We start from the raw sequence: 17,565 nt of genomic DNA on the forward strand, positions 1-17,565 counted from the left end.
GCCGATGGACAGCGACCCCGACCGCCCGGAGAACGTGGTCGACGAGGTCGGTGACCTGCGGTCGGACACCGGCCGGGCGCTCAGCTTCAGCGACGCGGTCTTCGCGATCATCATCACGATCCTGGTGCTCGACCTCCGTACCCCCGAGGTGCCGCCCGGCGGGCTGCTGCACAGCCTGCTCGACGGGTGGCCGGTCTACCTGGCGTACGTCACGTCCTACCTGTACGTGGCCGTGAACTGGCTCAACCACAAGGGGACCTTCCACCGGGTCCGCTGCATGGACCGGGGGCTCCAGTGGGCCAACCTCGGGGTGCTCTTCGGCATCGCCCTGCTGCCGTTCGCCACGGCGGTGCTCTCCAGCGCGGTCCAGCACGGCGACCGCTCCGACGAGCGGGTCGCGGCGGCCCTGTACGCCCTGGTGGGGGTGGCGCTCTCCGTGGCCTGGCTCGCCCTGTACCACCATCTCAGCCGGCACCGCGAACTGCTCGGGCCGCGCATCACGCCCCGGTTCTTCGCCGTCGAGCGCCTGCGCGCCGTGCTCGGGATCGCGTCGTACGCCGCCGCCGGGCTGGTCGGCTGGCTGGTCTCGGTGCCGGCGGCGCTCGTGGTGTTCCTGCTGCTGCCGCTCTTCTACGGCCTGTCCAGCAACGGCTCCTACGACCTGCGCCGGTGGGCCCGGCGGCACCGGCCGGGCGCCCGGCCCTGACGGCCGGCGCGGCCGGGCCCTAGAGCCGGGTCGCCGCCCGGACCAGGCCGGCGAGGGCGCGGGACCGGCTCTGCGGTGGCCAGGCGATCACCGTGGTCACCGTCGGCGCGTCCAGCACGGGCACGGCGGCGACGTCGCGCGGCAGGTGGGCCCGGCACTCCTCCGGCAGGACCGCCGAGGCCCGGCCGAGCGCGATGAGCTGGTAGAGCTGCTCGTGGGACCGGAACGGCGGCCCCGAGCCGTCCACGTACGTGCCGTCCGGGGCGAGCACGTACGGCATCGGCAGCCCGGGCAGCGCGGTGACGTCGGCCAGGCGCAGGTGGGCCCGGGCGGTGAGAGGGTGCCCGGCCGGCAGGAGCGCGACCTGGCCTTCCGTGCGCAGCTCCTCGGTGTCGAGCCCGGCCGTCGAGTCGAACGGCCGGTGCAGCAGCGCCACGTCGGCGCGCCCGTCGCGGAGCAGCTTCTCCTGCTCGCCGGGGCCGCACAGGAGCACGTCGACGGTGACCGCGCCGGCCTCGGCGGCGTACGCGTCGAGCAGCTTGGACAGCAGTTCCCCGGCGGTGCCGGCCTTCGTGACGAGGACCAGGTCGGGGCCGCCGGTCGCGGCGTGGGCGGCGCGGCGGGTGCGCCGGCCGGCGGCGTCGACCGCGTCGAGGGCCGCCCGGCCCTCGCGCAGCAGCACCGCCCCGGCGTCGGTCAGCGCCACGGCGCGGCTCGTGCGTTCCAGCAGCGCCACGCCGAGCCGCCGTTCGAGTTGCTGGATCGCCCGGGACAGCGGCGGCTGCGCGATCCCGAGCCGCTGTGCCGCCCGCCCGAAGTGCAGCTCCTCGGCGACGGCGACGAAGTACCGCAGCTCCCGCGTCTCCATGCGCCAACGGTACCGACGGGATGCCGCGGGCCGGATCGATACCCGAGAGGTATCGCTGCCCACCCGATCGGTGTTGGAGCCGCCTCCGGGGCGCGGACAGGATCGACCCATGAGCGAGAAGAAGACCGCGCTGGTCACCGGCGCGAACAAGGGCATCGGGTACGAGATCGCGGCCGGCCTGGGCGCGCTCGGCTGGAGCGTCGGCGTGGGCGCCCGGGACGACCAGCGACGTGCGGCCGCCGTGGAGAAGCTGCGCGCGGCCGGCGTCGACGCGTTCGGCGTGCCGCTGGACGTGACCGACGAGGCGAGCGTGGCCGCCGCCGCCCGGCTGGTCACCGAGCGCGCCGGCCGCCTCGACGCCCTGGTCAACAACGCGGGCGTGACCGGCGGCATGCCGCAGCACCCCACCTCCGACGGCGTGGTCGAGACCGTCCGCGCGGCCGTGGAGACCAACGTGATCGGCGTCATCCGGGTCACCAACGCGATGCTGCCGCTGCTGCGCCGCTCGGCGTCGCCACGGATCGTCAACGTCTCCAGCGGCGTCGGCTCCCTCGCCCGCCAGGTCGCCTCCGACGACCCGGCGATGACGGGCCCGCTCTCCGTGGCGTACGCGCCGTCGAAGACGTTCCTCAACGCCGTCACGATCCAGTACGCCAAGGAGCTGCGAGGCACCAACATCAAGATCAACGCCGCCTGCCCCGGCTTCGTCGCCACGGACCTCAACGGCTTCCGTGGCGTCCGTACCCCCGAACAGGGCGCGGCGACCGCGATCCGCCTCGCGACCCTGCCCGACGACGGCCCCACCGGCGGCTTCTTCGAGGACGCCGGGGTGGTGCCCTGGTGATCCGCCCCCGCTGAGCGCGGCCCGCGCGGTGGCGGCTGCCGCGCCCGCCCCGGCCGGGCCGCGTTACCCGGCCGGGCCGGCGGGTAGACCGCGGGGCCGACACCGAGAGGGGAGCACCATGACAACGGTCGGAGAGTTCATGACGACCCGGTTGGTGACGATGGACGGCGGCCGGACGCTCACCGACGCGGCGCGCGAGATGCGCGACAGCGCCATCGGCGACGTGGTGGTCACGTCCGGCGACGACGTGGTCGGCATCGTCACGGACCGGGACATCACGGTCCGGGGCGTCGCGGAGAGCATGGACCCCGCCACGACCCGGCTCGACCAGATCACCAGCCGCGACGTGATCACCGTGAGCCAGCACGACGACGCGGTGGCCGCCGCCGACCTGATGCGCACCTACGCCGTACGCCGGCTGCCGGTCATCGACGACGGCCGGCTGGTCGGCCTGATCTCGATGGGCGACCTCGCGGTCGAGCGGGAGCCGCAGTCGGTGCTGGCGGACATCAGCGCCGACGACCCCAACAACTGACCCGTCCGCCGCGGCACGCCGGCCCCCTGCGCGGGGGGCCGGCGTCGCGGCGTCGCGGGCGTCCCGCCCCCGCTCACCCCATGCGGGTGAGGTTGGCCCCGCACCGCGCGGGGACCCTCCGGCGGGACATCGGACGCCGGGGACCGGCGGGGGAGGGGGAACCGATGCTGGACGCGACTGCCAGGTTCTTCGAGGACCTGGACCGGCGGGGGTACGAGCCGCTGCTGGCCCGGACCTCCGGAACCATCCGCTTCGACCTGAACGAGGGGCCACGGACCACGCACTGGCTGCTGACGGTCGACCGGGGGCGGCTGCGGTCGAGCCAGGAGGACCGCGAGGCCGACGTGGTCGTCGGCACCAGCCCCGCGCTCTTCGAGGGCCTCGTCACCGGGCGGGAGCACGGCATCGCGGCCCTCCTGCGCGGGGACATGACGATGACCGGCAACGCCCGGCTCGTGGTGCAGGTGGAGCGGATCCTCCCCGGGCCGCCGGAGAGCCACGGGCCGCGACAGCGGCCCCGTCGGGGGGTGCGCTGATGGCGTCGGACAACACGATCCGGATCCTCGACGGCAACACCTTCGTGGTGTCCGAGGACACCGGGGACATCGAGGCCACGCCGAGCGAGCCGACCGGCCTGTTCTCCCTCGACACCCGGTTCCTGTCTCGCTGGGTGCTGACCGTCAACGGCGAGCGGCTCAACGCCCTGTCCTACGACGACCTCCAGTACTACGAGGCGCGGTTCTTCCTGGTGCCGGGGCTGGCCACCCACTACATCGACGCCAAGCTGTCGATCGTGCGGGAGCGGGCGGTCGGGGGCAGCTTCCGCGAGCAGCTCACCATCCTCAACCACGACGAGAACCCCGTCGACCTGGAGATCCGGATGGACGCCGGCTCCGACTTCGCCGACCTCTTCCAGGTCAAGGACGAGATCGTGAACAAGAAGGGCGAGCTGTACGCCGAGGCGGAGGCCGACCGGCTGCGGTTGGGCTACCGGCGCGGCAACTTCCGGCGGGAGACGGTCATCACCACCTCGGGCCCCGCCCGGTACGACCGCAACGGCTTCGCGTTCACCGTCCACCTGGAGCCGAACAGCCGGTGGAGCACCGACATCGAGGTGCGGACGTACGCGCTCGGGCCGGGCGGGCGGGACCTGCGGATGGGGCTGCGGGTGCACGGCGGCGAGCGGCTGGCCCTCCAGCACGACCTCCGGGAGTGGATCGCCGCCGCGCCGAAGGTGAACAGCGAGTGCGAGCACCTGGCCCGGACGTACCAGCGGTGCCTGGTCGACCTGGCGGCGCTGCGCTTCTCGCCGCTGTCGCTCGGCGGGACGCTCCCCGCCGCCGGCCTGCCCTGGTTCATGACGATGTTCGGCCGGGACAGCATCCTGACCTGCCTTCAGGTGCTGCCGTTCGCCCCCGGCCTGTCCCGGACCACGCTGCGCATCCTGGCGGCCCTCCAGGGCACCCGGTTCGACGACTTCCGGGAGGAGGACCCGGGGCGCATCCTGCACGAGATGCGCTACGGCGAGACGGCGGCGTTCGAGGAGCAGCCGCACTCGCCGTACTACGGGTCCGTGGACGCGACGCCGCTGTTCGTGGTCCTGCTCGACGAGTACGAACGGTGGAGCGGGGACGCCGCGCTCGTGCGGGAACTGGAGCAGGAGTGCCGGGCCGCCCTGCGCTGGATCGACGAGTACGCGGACCTGGTCGGCGACGGCTACGTCTGGTACGAGCGGCGCAACACGGACACCGGCCTGGAGAACCAGTGCTGGAAGGACTCCTGGGACTCGATCTCGTACCGCGACGGCCGGCTGCCCGGCTTCCCCCGCGCCACCTGCGAGGTGCAGGGGTACGCGTACGACGCGAGGGTCCGCGCCGCCCGGATGGCCCGCGAGTTCTGGGACGACCCGGCCTTCGCCGACCGGCTGGAGCGGGACGCCGCGCGGCTCAAGGAGCGGTTCAACCGGGACTGGTGGGTCCCCGACGGCGAGTTCTACGCCCTCGCGCTGGACGCCGACGGCCGGCAGGCCGACGTGCTCAGCTCCAACATCGGCCACCTGCTGTGGAGCGGCATCGTCGACCACGACCGGGCGGAGAAGATCGCCCACCACCTGGTCGGGCCGCGCCTCTTCTCCGGCTGGGGCGTGCGGACGCTCGCCGAGGGGGAGGTCCGCTACAACCCGATCGGCTACCACAACGGGACGATCTGGCCGTTCGACAACTCCTTCATCGCCTGGGGGCTGCGCAGGTACGGCTTCGCCGAGGAGGCCGCCACCATCGCCGACGGCATCCTCGACGCCGCCCGCTACTTCGAGGGGCGGCTGCCGGAGGCCTTCGGCGGCTACCCGCGTGAGCTGACCAAGTTTCCCGTCGAGTACCCGACGGCGTGCAGCCCGCAGGCGTGGTCGACCGGCACCCCGATGCTGCTGCTGCGCACCATGCTCGGGCTGGAGCCGCACGAGGGGCACCTGTCCGTTGAGCCGCGCCTGCCGGTCGGCATGGGCCGCATCGAGGTGCTGGACATCCCGGGCCGCTGGGGTCGGGTCGACGCGTTCGCCCGGGGCCGGCTGGAGCTGGACAAGCTGGCCTGACGGAGGCCGGCCGGGCAGCACGTCGTCGGTCAGCGCCGGGCCCGGGGCAGGACGGTGTCGAGGAAGGCGGCGGTCGCGGCCCGCACGTCGGGGCGGTCCAGGTCGAGGGAGTGGCCGCCGTGGGTGAGCCAGGCGTGCACCGGGTGGCCAGCGGCCAGCAGCGCGCCGGCCAGGTCGGTGGACTGGGTCGCCGGCACCGAGGCGTCGGCCGTCCCGTGCACGAGCAGCACCGGCACCCGGTTGCCGACGTGCGTGGCGACCGTCGCGTCCACCGTCGCCGGGTCGCCGGCGGCGGGGCGGTGGCCGAGCAGACCGGCCCACGGGTCGTCGTCGCGGCGCAGCCGCCGCCAGTCGGCGGCCAGCGGGTCCACCGGCGCCCAGTACGCCAGCGCGCCGGCCACGTCGTCCGGCCGGTCCACGCCGCGCAGGGCCAGGTGCAGGGCGAGCATGGCCCCGGCCGAGTCGCCCCCGACCAGCAGGAGCCGGCCGTTCGCGGCGTCGCGGGCCGCCCGCGCCGCCGCCCGTACGTCGTCGAGCTGGGCCGGCCAGCGCGCCTCGGCGACGAACCGGTAGCTGGCCGGCACCACCCGCAGCCCGTGCCGGGCCAGGGTCGACCCGTCCTCCGTCGACCGGGCCCGCCAGCCGCCGCCGTGGACCCAGAGCAGCGTCGCGCGTTCCGTCATGCCGCCGTCCCGCGTTCCGTCATGCCGCCGTTCCGTGTCGGTCATGCCGCCATCCTGCGGCCTGCCGGGCCGCCTGCCCAGGCCGCTCGGCCGAGGGCAGAACGCCCGCGGGCAGCGCGGCGCGCCGTGCGACGGGGCCTGCGGCCCTGACGCGTTCCCGCCCTCAGCAGGGTAAAGTCGCCGAATGCCGGAGCTTGTGTACCCGCCCGTGATCACCGCCGCCAAGACGCTGTTCCGGGTCCTCGACCTGCGCCTGAACGTGGAGGGCGGCCACCACGTTCCGCGCACCGGCGGGGTGGTGCTGGCCAGCAACCACGTGAGCTACCTCGACTTCATCTTCTGCGGGTTCGGGGCGCACGGCTCGCGCCGGCTGGTCCGGTTCATGGCCAAGCACGAGGTCTTCGCGCACAAGGTCTCCGGCCCGCTGATGCGCGGCATGAAGCACATCCCGGTCAACCGGCGGGCCGGAGCCGCGTCGTACAACGCGGCCGTGGAGGCGCTGCGCCGCGGCGAGGCGGTGGGCGTCTTCCCGGAGGCCACGATCAGCCGCTCGTTCGTGGTCAAGGACCTGAAGAACGGGGCCGCCCGGATGGCCCAGGAGGCCGGCGTGCCCCTGCTGCCGGTCGCGCTCTGGGGCACCCAGCGGCTCTGGACGAAGGGCCGGCCGAAGAACCTGACCCGCCGGCACACCCCGATCACCATCCTGGTCGGCGAGCCGATCGACCCGGCCGCCCACCCGGACGCGAACGCGCTGACCGCCGAGCTGAAGACCCGGCTCACCGAGCTGGTCGACCGCGCCCAGCGGGAGTACCCGGAGTCCCCGGCCGGCCCCGACGACGCCTGGTGGCAGCCGGCGCACCTCGGCGGCACCGCGCCGACCTTGGAGGAGGCCGCCGCCCTGGACCGCCCCCGGCGCCCCACCCCCACCCCCTGACCCCATCCCTCCCGGCTCGCGGCGCCCGTGCCTGGTGCGCGGGTGGTCTAGCCTCGCGGCCATGTGGAACGGCAAGGGTGGACGGCGCGGCTCCGTGGACCTGGTCGCGCAGGCCCGCGCCCACGTCGAGCGCCGCCAGGCGGGCCGGGCCCCGCGCCCGGCCGACCGGTCACCGCGCGGCGGGCTGCTGGCCGGGCTGATCGCGCTCGGCGTCGTCGCCTTCTTCGTGGTCCAGGGGTTCTTCGGCGACCAGGCCCGGGCCTGGCTCCAGGAGTCCGCCTGCGCAGTCACCGGCTGCACCGGCCCCGGCATGGCGACCGCGGGCTGGCTGCTGGTCGCGCTGCCCTTCCTGTACGTGGTGGCCGCCGTGGCGGGCTGGTCCCGGCTGCCCCGCCGGGCCCGGATCGCCGTGCCCGCGATCGGGGCGCCCCTGGTCGCGGCGGGGCTGCTCTTCGTGCCCGGCAAGCGCGTCGACCTGGACGACCTCGTCGGCGGCCCGGGGGAGTACGCGACGGCCACCGGAATCACCTGGGCCGGGGCCGGCGTCGGGCTCTCCGTGCTGGTCTTCGTCGTCGTCGCGACGGTGGCGGCGAACCGGAGGGCGTCCCTGCCGGTGGCCTGGGCGCCGCTCGTGGCCGCCGGGGTCTGCCTGGCGAGCCTCGGCGTGGGGCTGGCCCGCGTGGACCCGGTCCCGGTCACCGCCGACGTGGCGTTCCCCGAGCGCACCTTCACCGTCGCCGGGGACACGCTGACCCGGACGTCGACGGGCCAGCGGCGGGGCTGCGCCGGCGTGCTGGCGGACGACCGACTGCTGGCCGGCTGCCTGCGTACCGTCAGGGGAAGCTGGACCACCGACGACAGCGACGCGGTGGTCTACCTCGCGGCGGTCTTCTTTCCCAGCGAGTCGGTGGCGCGCGAGCGGCGGAGGTCGCTGCGTAGCGGCACCGCGCAGGCCGGGCTCGACGGCGAGACGGTCGACGTGGTGTCGCGGTCCGGAAGCTGGCTGATCTTCGCCAGCGCCGGCCACGCCGACGGCCGGACGATCGCCGAGGCGGAGCGGGGGCACCTGCTCTGGGCGTCCACACAGGTCGTGTACCGGTTCATCGGCCACCAGGTCGGGCTGCTGCTCGCGCCCAGCCCGAAGAACGGCATCGGCCCCCGCTCGCCCTGAGCGGTCCGTGGTCAGAGCCAGCGGCGGGCGGACGCCTCGACGCCGGCCTGGAACCGGGTGACCGCGCCCAGCCGCTCCATCGTGGAGGCGATCCGGCGGGTGGCGGTGCGGGCGCTGACCCCGAGCTGACGGCCGATGGCCTCGTCCTTGAGGCCGGCCCGGAGCATCTGGAGCAGCAGCAGTTCCTCGTCGCTGGGCTGGTCGTCGGCCGGCGGCTTGGGCCCGACGAGCGGCGTGGCGCGGCCCCAGTACGCCTGGAACAGCTCGATCAGCGCGTCGAGCAGCCCCGAGGGGTGGATCAGCGCGAGGCTGTCGTAGGCCCCGCCGGTGAGCGAGACCGCGGCCACCCGCAGGTCCATGATCCGCAGCTTGAACGGGATGCGGGGGAGCAGCCGGGCCTGCTCGCCCGCCTCGGCGAGCTTGAGCAGCACCTCGAAGCGACCGGGGCGACCCATGGACTCGGGACAGTAGACGGTGCGGATGTCGACCCCCCGGGCGATCAATTCCTCGGTCTCGGCGATCTCCACCTCGTTGGTGTCCGGGATCCCGTGCACGTGCTTCATGTAGGGCGGGCGGTCGAGCACCCACAGGTGGGTCCGCACCGAGCGGGTCAGCTCGTCCATTCGCTGGTCGACGGCCTCCCAGCCCGACAGCACCTCCACCCACCGCCCCGGATCGCTGAGCCGGGCCGTCTGGAACAGGTGGGCGAAGTCCGAGACCGAGCCCTGCACGCCGTCCAGCGCCGCCTCCGCCTCCAGCCGACGTCGGGCGACGAGCGCCGTCAGCGCCGCCTCCGGCCCGGTGGCCTCGTACGTGCCGGGGGCCGTGCGTCTCAGCAGGCCGAGCCGGCTCAGCCGGGTGAGCGCGCCGCGCACCCGGGCGGCGGTGACGCCCAGGGTGGCGGCGGTGTCGGGCAGCGGCCGGTCCGGCTGGGCCAGCAGCAGGCGGTAGACCCGCTCGTCGAAGTCGCTGACGCCCAGTGGGCCCAGCACCGGATCGTTGCGCACGCATCACCCGCCCCTGACCAGGCCCCCGCCACCGTGACGCGATCCGTCAGGTGGCCGAAGGTGACATGAAGATATCTCGACTTCTTCGAGGCTGGGACGTTCACTACTGACCATCCCATCTGGCGATCTTCCCGGATGGGAGAGCTCTCTCCGTCCCTTGAGAACCCCCAAGAGGAGCGATGGCCCGCACAATGCGACAAACAACGCGCCGTGGCGCGGCGATCGTCGCCGCCGCACTGGCGGTCACGATCAGCCCCGTGGCGGCCTCCGCCGACCCGACGCCGGCGGCGGTGCCGAGCCCCCTGCCCCCGGGCGCCGGTGGCACCAGCCCCTACATCGTCACGCTGGCCGACAAGCCGCTCGCCACCTACGCGGGCGGGGTCGCGGGCATCGCCGCCACCAAGCCGGCCGAGGGGCGGAAGGTGGACGTGGGCACCGCCGACGCCCGACGCTACCGGGGCCACCTGAAGGACAAGCAGACCCGGGTGGCGCGCAGCGTGGGCGCCGAGCCGCTGCGCGGCTACTCCGTCGCGGCGAACAGCTTCGTGGCGGAGCTGACCCGGGCGCAGGCGGCCAAGCTGATGATCACCGACGGCGTCGTCTCCGTGGTGCCGGACCGGCTGCTCAAGCCGACCAACGACCGCAACTCGGTGGACTTCCTCGGCCTGTCCGGCCGCAAGGGCGTCTGGTCCACCGTCGGCGGCCCGGCGAAGGCGGGCGAGGGCATCGTCGTCGGCGTGATCGACACCGGCATCTGGCCGGAGAGCGCGTCGTTCGCCGCCGAGGCGCTGGGCACCAAGCGGCCCACGAAGTCCGACCCGTACCGGCCGTACCGGCACGGCGACGTCACCGTCATGAACAAGGCCGACGGCGACGTGTTCATCGGCGCCTGCCAGACCGGGGAGCAGTTCGCCGCCACGGCCTGCAACGAGAAGGTCGTCGGTGCCCGGTACTTCGGCGAGGGCTGGATGAACCTCGTGCCGGCCGAGAAGCGGAAGGACTACGTCTCCCCCCGGGACGCGCAGGGGCACGGCAGCCACACCGCCAGCACGGCGGCCGGGAACACCGCCGTCCCCGTCACCGAGCAGGGGGTCGACTTCGGGAAGGTCTCCGGCGTCGCGCCGGGCGCGTCGATCGCCGTCTACAAGGCGCTGTGGCAGGGTGCCGACGACGACTCGACCGGCGGGGTCACCTCGGACATCGTCGCCGCCATCGACCAGGCCGTCGCCGACGGCGTCAACGTCATCAACTACTCCGTGGGCGGCTCCTCGGAGTCGTCCGCCGACGACCCGACCGCGCTCGCCTTCCTCAACGCGGCGGCGGCGGGCGTCTTCGTCTCCTCCTCCGCCGGCAACTCCGGGCCCGACCCGGAGTCGCTGGACAACACCGCGCCGTGGCAGATGACCGTCGCCGCGAGCACGGTCGCCCCGTACCCGGCCAGCGTGGAGCTGGGCAACGGCGCCCGCTTCAACGGCGCCAGCACGACCGTCACGGCGAAGTTCGGGCCGAAGCCGCTGATCACCGCCCTGGCGGCGAAGGCCGCCACCGCCACCGACGCCGACGCCGAGAACTGCCTGGCCGGCAGCCTCGACCCGGCGAAGGCGGCCGGCAAGGCAGTCGTCTGCCTCCGCGGCGTCGTCGCGCGGCCCGAGAAGTCCGCCGAGGTCGCCCGCGCCGGCGGCGTCGCGATGGTGCTGGCGAACCCCAGCGACCAGGACCTCGGGGCCGACCTGCACAGCGTGCCGACCGTGCACATCAACGCGCCCGACACGCAGGCCGTGCTGGACTACGCGGCCACCGCCGGCGCCCAGGTCACCCTGCTGCCGACCGGGGCGAGCATGCCGTACCCCCAGGTGGCGGCCTTCTCCTCGCGCGGCCCCTCGTACCGCAACCCCGACCTGCTGAAGCCGGACATCGCCGCCCCCGGCGTGGCGATCCTCGCCGCGGTGGCCCCGCCCGGCGCCCAGGGGAAGAACTTCGACTTCTACTCCGGCACCTCGATGGCCGCGCCGCACATCGCCGGACTGGCCGCGCTCTACCTCGGCGAGCACCCGAAGTGGTCGCCCGCGCGGATCAAGTCCGCGATGATGACCACCACGTACGACACCAAGACCGCGACCGGGAAGCGGAACAAGGACGTCTACGCCCAGGGCGCCGGGCACGTAGACCCGGCCCGGATGCTCAAGCCCGGCCTGGTCTACGACGCCGCCGAGAAGGACTGGCTGGGCTACCTGGAGGGGCTGGGCCACCAGACCGGCTCCGGGGTCAAGCCGATCAAGGGCAGCGACCTGAACTACCCGTCGATCGGCGTCGCCGAGCTGTTCGGCACCCGGACCGTCACCCGTACGGTCACCGCCGTCACCCCGGGCGTGTACCGGGCCAAGGTCGACCTGCCCGGGATGAAGGTCAAGGTGAGCCCCTCCACCCTGCACTTCAAGAAGGCGGGAGAGACCAAGAAGTTCACCGTCACGCTGTCGCTCGGGACGGCCACCGCCGACGCGCCGGTCACCGGCTCGCTGACCTGGACCGGCGCCGGCACCGCCGTGCGCAGCCCCATCCTCGTCACCCCGCAGAGCGTCCACGCGCCGACCGACGTGCGCGGCAAGGGTGCCGCCGGCTCGGTGAGCTTCGAGGTGACCCCGGCGCTGAAGAAGTTCCCGATCAAGGCGTACGGCATGGTCGCGGGGCCGAAGGTGCCCAGCACGATCAGCCCCGAGGACATCTGGGGCAGCCAGTTCGCCATCACGCCCCCGGCCGGCACCAAGGCCATGGAACTCGCCGTGCGCCCGGACAACCCGGAGGCGCAGCTCGGGGTCATCGTGGTGCGGCGCGTGAACGGGGTCGAACTCCTCGAGTACGTCTCGGACGTCCTTAGCGCCGACGAGCGCATCGTCATCGGCGCCCCGAAGCCGGGCGTCTACCTCGCCATCGTGCTCAACTTCGAGAACCTGCCCGGGACGACGGAGACACCGTTCACCATCCAGGCGAACCTGGTGAGCGCGAAGGGGGGCGTCGGCAGCCTGGTGGCGACCCCGCAGAACCCCAAGGTCACACCGGGGGTCCCGCTGACGGTCACCGCGAAGTGGGCCAAGGTGCCGGGCGGCCGGCACACGGGGTACGTCGAGTACCCGAACGGCGCCGGCACGGTGGTCACCGTCAACTGAGCTGGTGAGGTGTGAAAGGCGGCGGGGCCGGACAGTGTTGTCCGGCCCCGCCGCCTTTCGGCGCAGAGGGTGCAGGTGGTTGGTCGAGGAGCGTTCGCGCAGTTGGAGGGTGGTGCACCTGATCCAGGGTCTTGCGAACCCGGACTGGGAGGCGCGGAGGCTGCTCAGGACCGCTACTCGCCAAAGTAAGACAGTAACAAAGCACACCTAACGTTCTGCGGCATCAACCAACTCGACCATTCCATAGGCGTTGAGGGCTAGCAACTGATCGATCAGGTCGAGGGCTTCGCATCGCTGACCATGTGAAGTTGCCTGTGCGTATGCTCTGAATACAAGCTGCCCCACCTCCCTCGCGTCTCCAGCCGCACCCGTCGAAATGTCGCCAATATCCGCACCATGGACTTCGGTGAACCGACGAGCACACAAAATTACAAGGGCATCAACGCGATCGGGCGCACGTTCGAGCGTTATTAACAGTTGCGGCACGGCCTCGGAGTATGCCTCCGAGGAGATCAGAGCTGTCAGGACACGAGAGAATCGACGCAGCCGTTCATTGCGAAGAACGCCAGCAACCTCCGCGGCCGCCTCACGAACACCCTTGTCACTATCGCTCATCAGATGGATGAGGGTGTCCTCTGCCACGGCGGAATTCGTAGCGACGGGAAGCAAGTGAGCGCATACCATGGCCGCGCCTGTCCGAGCTGCGGCATCTTGGCCCGAAACAACAGCGGGAAGAAGGTCTTCCTGCCCCCACTGCACCGAAGCGAGAGCTGCCAGCGCGCCGCCGCATTGCCGCACTTCTGCAGCCTCCGCAGCTAGCATGCGCGGCACAAGTGGCATTACGATCGCATGGTCGGCGTTGCCGATGTACCTAATAAGTCGAGTTACCGTCTCAACAACAAGCAACCTATCGTCGCCCTGCACTAACAGCTTGAATGCCTCGACTGCCTGAGGTCGCGCATGCATCAAGCAACCCGCAATAACCTGGGCAACGCATGCTCGAACAGCTACAGATTGATCCTGCGCCAACCGGTCTAAGACTGGTACTACCAGGGCCGTGCGACGCCCGTCTGAATCGTAAACAAGAAGATACCCCAATGTGAGGGCGAGGCTACCTCTCGCCGTGTTCATGCCCTCCGACATGATTACACCGTCGAGCGATTCTCGTTCACCCAACTCATGGTTTGGCCATCTGTCTGCGACAGGGTCCTCTGAGCTCATGATCCGTTCGATGAGCATTGTAATGATGTCAGCGGGAACATCGCTCTTAAGGTAGTTCTTTCGAAGCGGCCAGCCGAGCCATCGGTCGTTCTGCCCAAGGTGAAGCGAAGCAATGTGACGTATAGCTACAAAAACCGGATTGGGATCTGGGAGTGGGTCACCTTCACCCAGGCCCATCAGGATCGCCTCGGTATAGTCGGGATTAATCGAGCCATCGAGCCGCAAGGCAAGTCTTGCGAATCGCACAGGATCCTTCGCCACCTCGCCCTGCAGAACATGCGATAGTTCGCGGGAACCGCCTCGAAAGGTCGTAAAGCTCTCCCGATCCGAGTTGTGTCTCGCCATGGCGCGCAACCAGTCTTCGTCAGACATGTACTGGGCCGCATCCGGTGCAATAGGCGACTCGACCTGACGAACGACGATTGGCTCGGGCTCCTCTGGAGAATCCATTCCCGTGAGACGCCTGAGTTCGCCTAGCCGTCTCCGACCCAGAAGGGACAGCCTGGACTCACCCATGGCAGACAGGAGACAAAAAACGTACCAACCGGGGTTCCTCTTCTCCCACGAAAAGCGGAGAGCGAGTACTTTCCTCTCCAGGCGGCTGAACAACTCCGGGGACAGGTGAGGAGTAATAGCCTCTATGAGTTGACGGGTTGTCCAGACACCATTGGACATGTAACCGCTTAGGAAACGGGTAGAGCCCTCCAGAAGAAGACTACCCGCCCAATCCGCATAGTGTGAAGCCGCCGCACCTCTCAGGCCTTCATACAATAGCCATTGCGCCGCCTCATGCCGGTCTGCTGCCAACTTCTCCAGCAACGACTGGGCAGCCGCTGGGTCATTCCCGGCGAAGCTTCGAATAGCGCTGGCCGCACCGAAGAGCACGGCATCCTCAAGCTCATGGAAGCTGTTGTGAGGAACTCGATAGCCGAAGTGTGCATCTGCAAGGAGATGCTCCGCCCATGGTCGTTCCGTCAGGCGCATCACGGATAGCAAATAAGGTATGATCAACTCACAGAAGACTTGCGGAGCACCCTTTGCCGCCCCTGTCGTTAATCTGATCAGCGCGTCGTCGCGGTCAAGGAGAAGTGCCACCTTTCCGGACTCATCTACAGCCAAAGCACTCGGCCGCAAAGCTAGGTGCGCGACAAGCAGTTCCGCCGCCCATGCAGGCTGATGCTCCGCCAGGTCGTAGGTAAACATCCACAGGTCGTGGCCATAATCTTGTAGCTTGCCAGTACGGATGGCATCGACGAGAAGGTCAAAAAGTGGGCGGCTCTCGTGAGCGTTTGCAAAACGTACAGTCCACAGCAGCCAATTGGCATACCTTTCACGTCCCACGTGTGGCGCGAGAAGTTCGGCCATCCGCTCCGGCCTTTCCTTCATCCCACCGAGCGCCACATGCAGCGCGTTGTTCTGGATTCGCTCATCGCCACTAGCGAGCCATTCCTCGAACATCCCGTCAGCGTCAAGGCGATCGAACCAAGGCAAGGTGCGCAGGGATAACCACATTCGACTTTCGAATGGCGGATTGGCGTCAAGGACTCGGTTCATCATGTCCCAGTCAGCACTCGACGGTTCCGAAAGCGAGCGAACGATGCCGAGCACCACTTCTTTGATGTGGAATCTAACCTGCTCATTCATGAGCAGGCCCTCAACCTCTTCTACGAATCTTTCCGGCTCTGATGCCCTGAGATGACTAAGAATTTGACGAACTTGAGATCGCCGGAATAGCTCCTGTTCCCCAGCAAGGAGGAACTCGACGATGCTTTGCCGTTGACTAATCCACGCCCGAGTAAAGACATACCCGAAAAACGCTTCATGGAAGAACGCGATCCGCTGGCCGTCCCTAACCAAAACATGTTCCGACACCAGCACACCGGCATCGACAGTTAGATCGTCCTGGTCAAGGGTCGAGACATCTATCCAAAGTCGCTGCCGCGAACTCATCGCGCTCGCAACGGTTCTAGCGACCTGCGCGAAGCGCGTGCCTTCACGACGATGCGAACAGGCAATCACTTTGCGATCCCAGAAAGCATCAAAAAGACCGTTCGGAGTCTGAAAGGACAGCGCTCCGGTTTGGTCGGCAATGCTCTGCAATAGCACGAGGTGCAGCGGCGATCGGAGCAAATCTACTTGTCGTTGGTCGAGAGAAGCTGGATCAAGCCCCATCTTGTCGACCGCTTCTGTCACCTGCGACTCAGATAGCTTCCCTAGCTCTACTCTTGCAGAGCGTTCGCCAGTAACCAGTTCCCGAATACGGTGGTCATTCTCAACGTCAAACTTCCGACAAGCGAGCACGATCCGCATCGTCGGGAAAGCGGCAGCCTCTCTAATCGTGTTCGCAATAGCGTCAAAGCTGCGCGGCATCCGCCCCGAGGCGAGACTGATAGCGTCAAGCTGATCTATTACGAGTACAGACGGGCGTTGGCCTGCTACGACCGAGAGCGCGGTCACCGGCGAAACTGTCAGCCCAAGTTTCTCACCGAGTTCGGCCGTTGACGCGAAAGCCTCAAGACGATCGAGGCGGAAGCCAAGAACTGCTACATCCTTGGTGGTCAGCTCACCGGCCAACTCGTGAAGGACGGCGCTCTTGCCGTAACCTGCGTCGCCCGTAAGGAGTAGTAGCTGGTCCTCGCCCTCCAATAATTCAACGAGCCTAGCCGCCTCACTCCGGGGAATGACCGGCTTGATGAGTTCGCGTTCAATCCCGGCGATCCAACCCGCCGTGATGGCATTGGCATGTTCGGCTATCGTCGCCGTTCGCACTTGTTGGGCCCGCCGTAGCCCATACTCAGACAAGCCTGCCTCAATAGTCGCAGCATCTAGTCGGACTCCGAGATTCTGCTGAACAAGGTCACCTAAACCAACTGCAGCCAGTCGGCCCGCCGCACCTTCCAGAAGCATGTCAGCAATTACAGCGTTTATGTCGTTGAGGCCTCGCTCATCATGCCACTCGATCCAAAATCCCCTAAGAATGCTCCATGCCACCTCAGGCGATCCGAAGATATCAGTAGAGGCGAGTTGATCGAAAGATTCTTTCAGCTCGTCACTTAGAAAATTCTTGGTAAACGAATCCAGGTCGTACGAGCGGCGAGCCCTGTCAGCCAGCTCTTGAATTGGGCGCGCAGGAATTATGGAGACGAAGTGGAACCTGCGACCAGCGCTGACATGTTTGCGAGCATTTTCCCAGATGCCCTTTTCCTGCAATGACTTGGGAGTCCAGCTGTTCGCGTTGCGGTTCTGACGCTTCACTTGGTGGACTTGTATCGACCTGCCATCGCTAAAAGTAAACTCCGCGCCTTCCGCGAACTCATCGATATCTTCAACTGTAATAGACGTTCCAGCCCCCGATAGAACCCGCAGGACATGCCGCACTGTCCAAGCACCTTCGTAGCGGTTGCCGAACTTGTCAGTCTCGCCACCAGGTCGCGGACTCATGCTCCGGTCTCCGATCCAATCCAAACAGAGTGCAAACGTCGTGCAGATGACCTAGGGCAAGTGGAACTCATAGCATCTATATTGTGGGCGCACGGCAATATTTGTCAAACATCTCTGGGAAGTGACTGATCTGGCCTCATCACAAGGATGCCTCACCCCCTTCCTGTCTGCGAATCAAGACACGGTTGCCCAGAGTGACATCACCGTGACTGTTTAGTACACTGATTCATATGACAGCGCAACGCATCAACCCTGCAGCACTGCACCCTCTCAAGGAAGCGCTGGTACTCGTCTTCTGGTACAAGAAGGACTTGCGCAGCTTCCTGACTTCCTGTTTCGGCAGGGCTGGACTGGTGGCTCACCTGGACTGGACGGACTACAAGCGGGCAATCGTTGCGCAG

12 protein-coding genes are annotated in these 17,565 nt (G+C 69.0%); 8 read left to right on the plus strand and 4 right to left on the minus strand.

Translation table 11 applies throughout. The annotated features are described in order from the left end of the window. Positions 1 to 4 precede the first annotated feature (4 nt). Positions 5 to 706, plus strand: coding sequence for a TMEM175 family protein (locus tag LPU43_RS26090; RefSeq protein ID WP_229403177.1), 702 nt, complete (start codon positions 5 to 7; stop codon positions 704 to 706). 19 nt (positions 707 to 725) lie between these two features. Here LPU43_RS26090 and LPU43_RS26095 read toward each other — a convergent pair whose 3' ends face one another. Next, on the minus strand, positions 726 to 1,574 hold the full coding sequence (locus LPU43_RS26095; protein WP_229403178.1) for a LysR family transcriptional regulator: 849 nt from the start codon (positions 1,572 to 1,574) through the stop codon (positions 726 to 728). 109 nt (positions 1,575 to 1,683) lie between these two features. Between LPU43_RS26095 and LPU43_RS26100 the strand changes: the two genes are divergently transcribed. The 4 genes from LPU43_RS26100 to LPU43_RS26115 all read left to right on the plus strand — a co-directional run bounded on the left by LPU43_RS26100 (position 1,684) and on the right by LPU43_RS26115 (position 5,543). Then, complete coding sequence (locus LPU43_RS26100; protein ID WP_229403179.1) at positions 1,684 to 2,418, plus strand: SDR family oxidoreductase; 735 nt, start codon at positions 1,684 to 1,686, stop codon at positions 2,416 to 2,418. A 118-nt stretch (positions 2,419 to 2,536) separates the two neighbouring features. Next, entirely contained in the window at positions 2,537 to 2,953 is a 417-nt protein-coding gene (locus LPU43_RS26105; RefSeq protein WP_229403180.1) for a CBS domain-containing protein, read from the plus strand. Between the two features lie 164 nt (positions 2,954 to 3,117). Next, positions 3,118 to 3,489, plus strand: coding sequence for an SCP2 sterol-binding domain-containing protein (locus LPU43_RS26110; protein WP_229403181.1), 372 nt, complete (start codon positions 3,118 to 3,120; stop codon positions 3,487 to 3,489). Continuing rightward, positions 3,489 to 5,543: an amylo-alpha-1,6-glucosidase gene (locus LPU43_RS26115; RefSeq protein ID WP_229403182.1), complete on the plus strand. Its 2,055-nt coding sequence runs from the start codon at positions 3,489 to 3,491 to the stop codon at positions 5,541 to 5,543. Before LPU43_RS26110 ends, LPU43_RS26115 begins: the two co-directional genes overlap by 1 nt. Positions 5,544 to 5,572: 29 nt before the next feature. On the opposite strand, the gene LPU43_RS26120 is transcribed toward LPU43_RS26115, so the two are convergent. Beyond that, positions 5,573 to 6,271 carry an alpha/beta hydrolase gene (locus tag LPU43_RS26120; RefSeq protein WP_229403183.1) on the minus strand — a complete coding sequence of 233 codons (699 nt, stop codon included), beginning with the start codon at positions 6,269 to 6,271 and terminating at the stop codon, positions 5,573 to 5,575. A 139-nt stretch (positions 6,272 to 6,410) separates the two neighbouring features. Between LPU43_RS26120 and LPU43_RS26125 the strand changes: the two genes are divergently transcribed. Together LPU43_RS26125 and LPU43_RS26130 are read left to right on the plus strand one after the other, a co-directional pair. Then, positions 6,411 to 7,160, plus strand: a complete 750-nt coding sequence (locus tag LPU43_RS26125; RefSeq protein ID WP_229403184.1) for a lysophospholipid acyltransferase family protein — start codon at positions 6,411 to 6,413, stop codon at positions 7,158 to 7,160. A 61-nt stretch (positions 7,161 to 7,221) separates the two neighbouring features. Beyond that, positions 7,222 to 8,331: a hypothetical protein gene (locus tag LPU43_RS26130; RefSeq protein ID WP_229403185.1), complete on the plus strand. Its 1,110-nt coding sequence runs from the start codon at positions 7,222 to 7,224 to the stop codon at positions 8,329 to 8,331. Positions 8,332 to 8,342: 11 nt separating this feature from the next. Here LPU43_RS26130 and LPU43_RS26135 read toward each other — a convergent pair whose 3' ends face one another. Then, entirely contained in the window at positions 8,343 to 9,338 is a 996-nt protein-coding gene (locus tag LPU43_RS26135) for a helix-turn-helix domain-containing protein (RefSeq protein WP_229403186.1), read from the minus strand. A gap of 191 nt (positions 9,339 to 9,529) precedes the next feature. On the opposite strand from LPU43_RS26135, the gene LPU43_RS26140 reads away from it, so the two are divergent. Continuing rightward, positions 9,530 to 12,502: a S8 family serine peptidase gene (locus tag LPU43_RS26140; protein WP_229403187.1), complete on the plus strand. Its 2,973-nt coding sequence runs from the start codon at positions 9,530 to 9,532 to the stop codon at positions 12,500 to 12,502. Between the two features lie 207 nt (positions 12,503 to 12,709). On the opposite strand, the gene LPU43_RS26145 is transcribed toward LPU43_RS26140, so the two are convergent. Continuing rightward, positions 12,710 to 17,164 carry an NACHT domain-containing protein gene (locus tag LPU43_RS26145; protein ID WP_229403188.1) on the minus strand — a complete coding sequence of 1,485 codons (4,455 nt, stop codon included), beginning with the start codon at positions 17,162 to 17,164 and terminating at the stop codon, positions 12,710 to 12,712. Positions 17,165 to 17,565: the final 401 nt, after the last annotated feature.

This window comes from Micromonospora okii (assembly GCF_020884795.1).
Taxonomy (GTDB): Bacteria; Actinomycetota; Actinomycetes; order Mycobacteriales; family Micromonosporaceae; genus Micromonospora; species Micromonospora okii.

Excerpts from the sequence above, each read along its gene's own strand:
- LPU43_RS26100 (WP_229403179.1), top strand. The coding sequence starts at position 1,684 with ATGAGCGAGAAGAAGACCGCGCTGGTCACCGGCGCGAACAAGGGCATC.
- LPU43_RS26120 (WP_229403183.1), bottom strand. The coding sequence starts at position 6,271 with ATGACCGACACGGAACGGCGGCATGACGGAACGCGGGACGGCGGCATG.
- LPU43_RS26125 (WP_229403184.1), top strand. The coding sequence starts at position 6,411 with ATGCCGGAGCTTGTGTACCCGCCCGTGATCACCGCCGCCAAGACGCTG.
- LPU43_RS26095 (WP_229403178.1), bottom strand. The coding sequence starts at position 1,574 with ATGGAGACGCGGGAGCTGCGGTACTTCGTCGCCGTCGCCGAGGAGCTG.
- LPU43_RS26140 (WP_229403187.1), top strand. The coding sequence starts at position 9,530 with ATGCGACAAACAACGCGCCGTGGCGCGGCGATCGTCGCCGCCGCACTG.
- LPU43_RS26105 (WP_229403180.1), top strand. The coding sequence starts at position 2,537 with ATGACAACGGTCGGAGAGTTCATGACGACCCGGTTGGTGACGATGGAC.
- LPU43_RS26090 (WP_229403177.1), top strand. The coding sequence starts at position 5 with ATGGACAGCGACCCCGACCGCCCGGAGAACGTGGTCGACGAGGTCGGT.
- LPU43_RS26110 (WP_229403181.1), top strand. The coding sequence starts at position 3,118 with ATGCTGGACGCGACTGCCAGGTTCTTCGAGGACCTGGACCGGCGGGGG.
- LPU43_RS26130 (WP_229403185.1), top strand. The coding sequence starts at position 7,222 with ATGTGGAACGGCAAGGGTGGACGGCGCGGCTCCGTGGACCTGGTCGCG.
- LPU43_RS26145 (WP_229403188.1), bottom strand. The coding sequence starts at position 17,164 with ATGAGTCCGCGACCTGGTGGCGAGACTGACAAGTTCGGCAACCGCTAC.
- LPU43_RS26115 (WP_229403182.1), top strand. The coding sequence starts at position 3,489 with ATGGCGTCGGACAACACGATCCGGATCCTCGACGGCAACACCTTCGTG.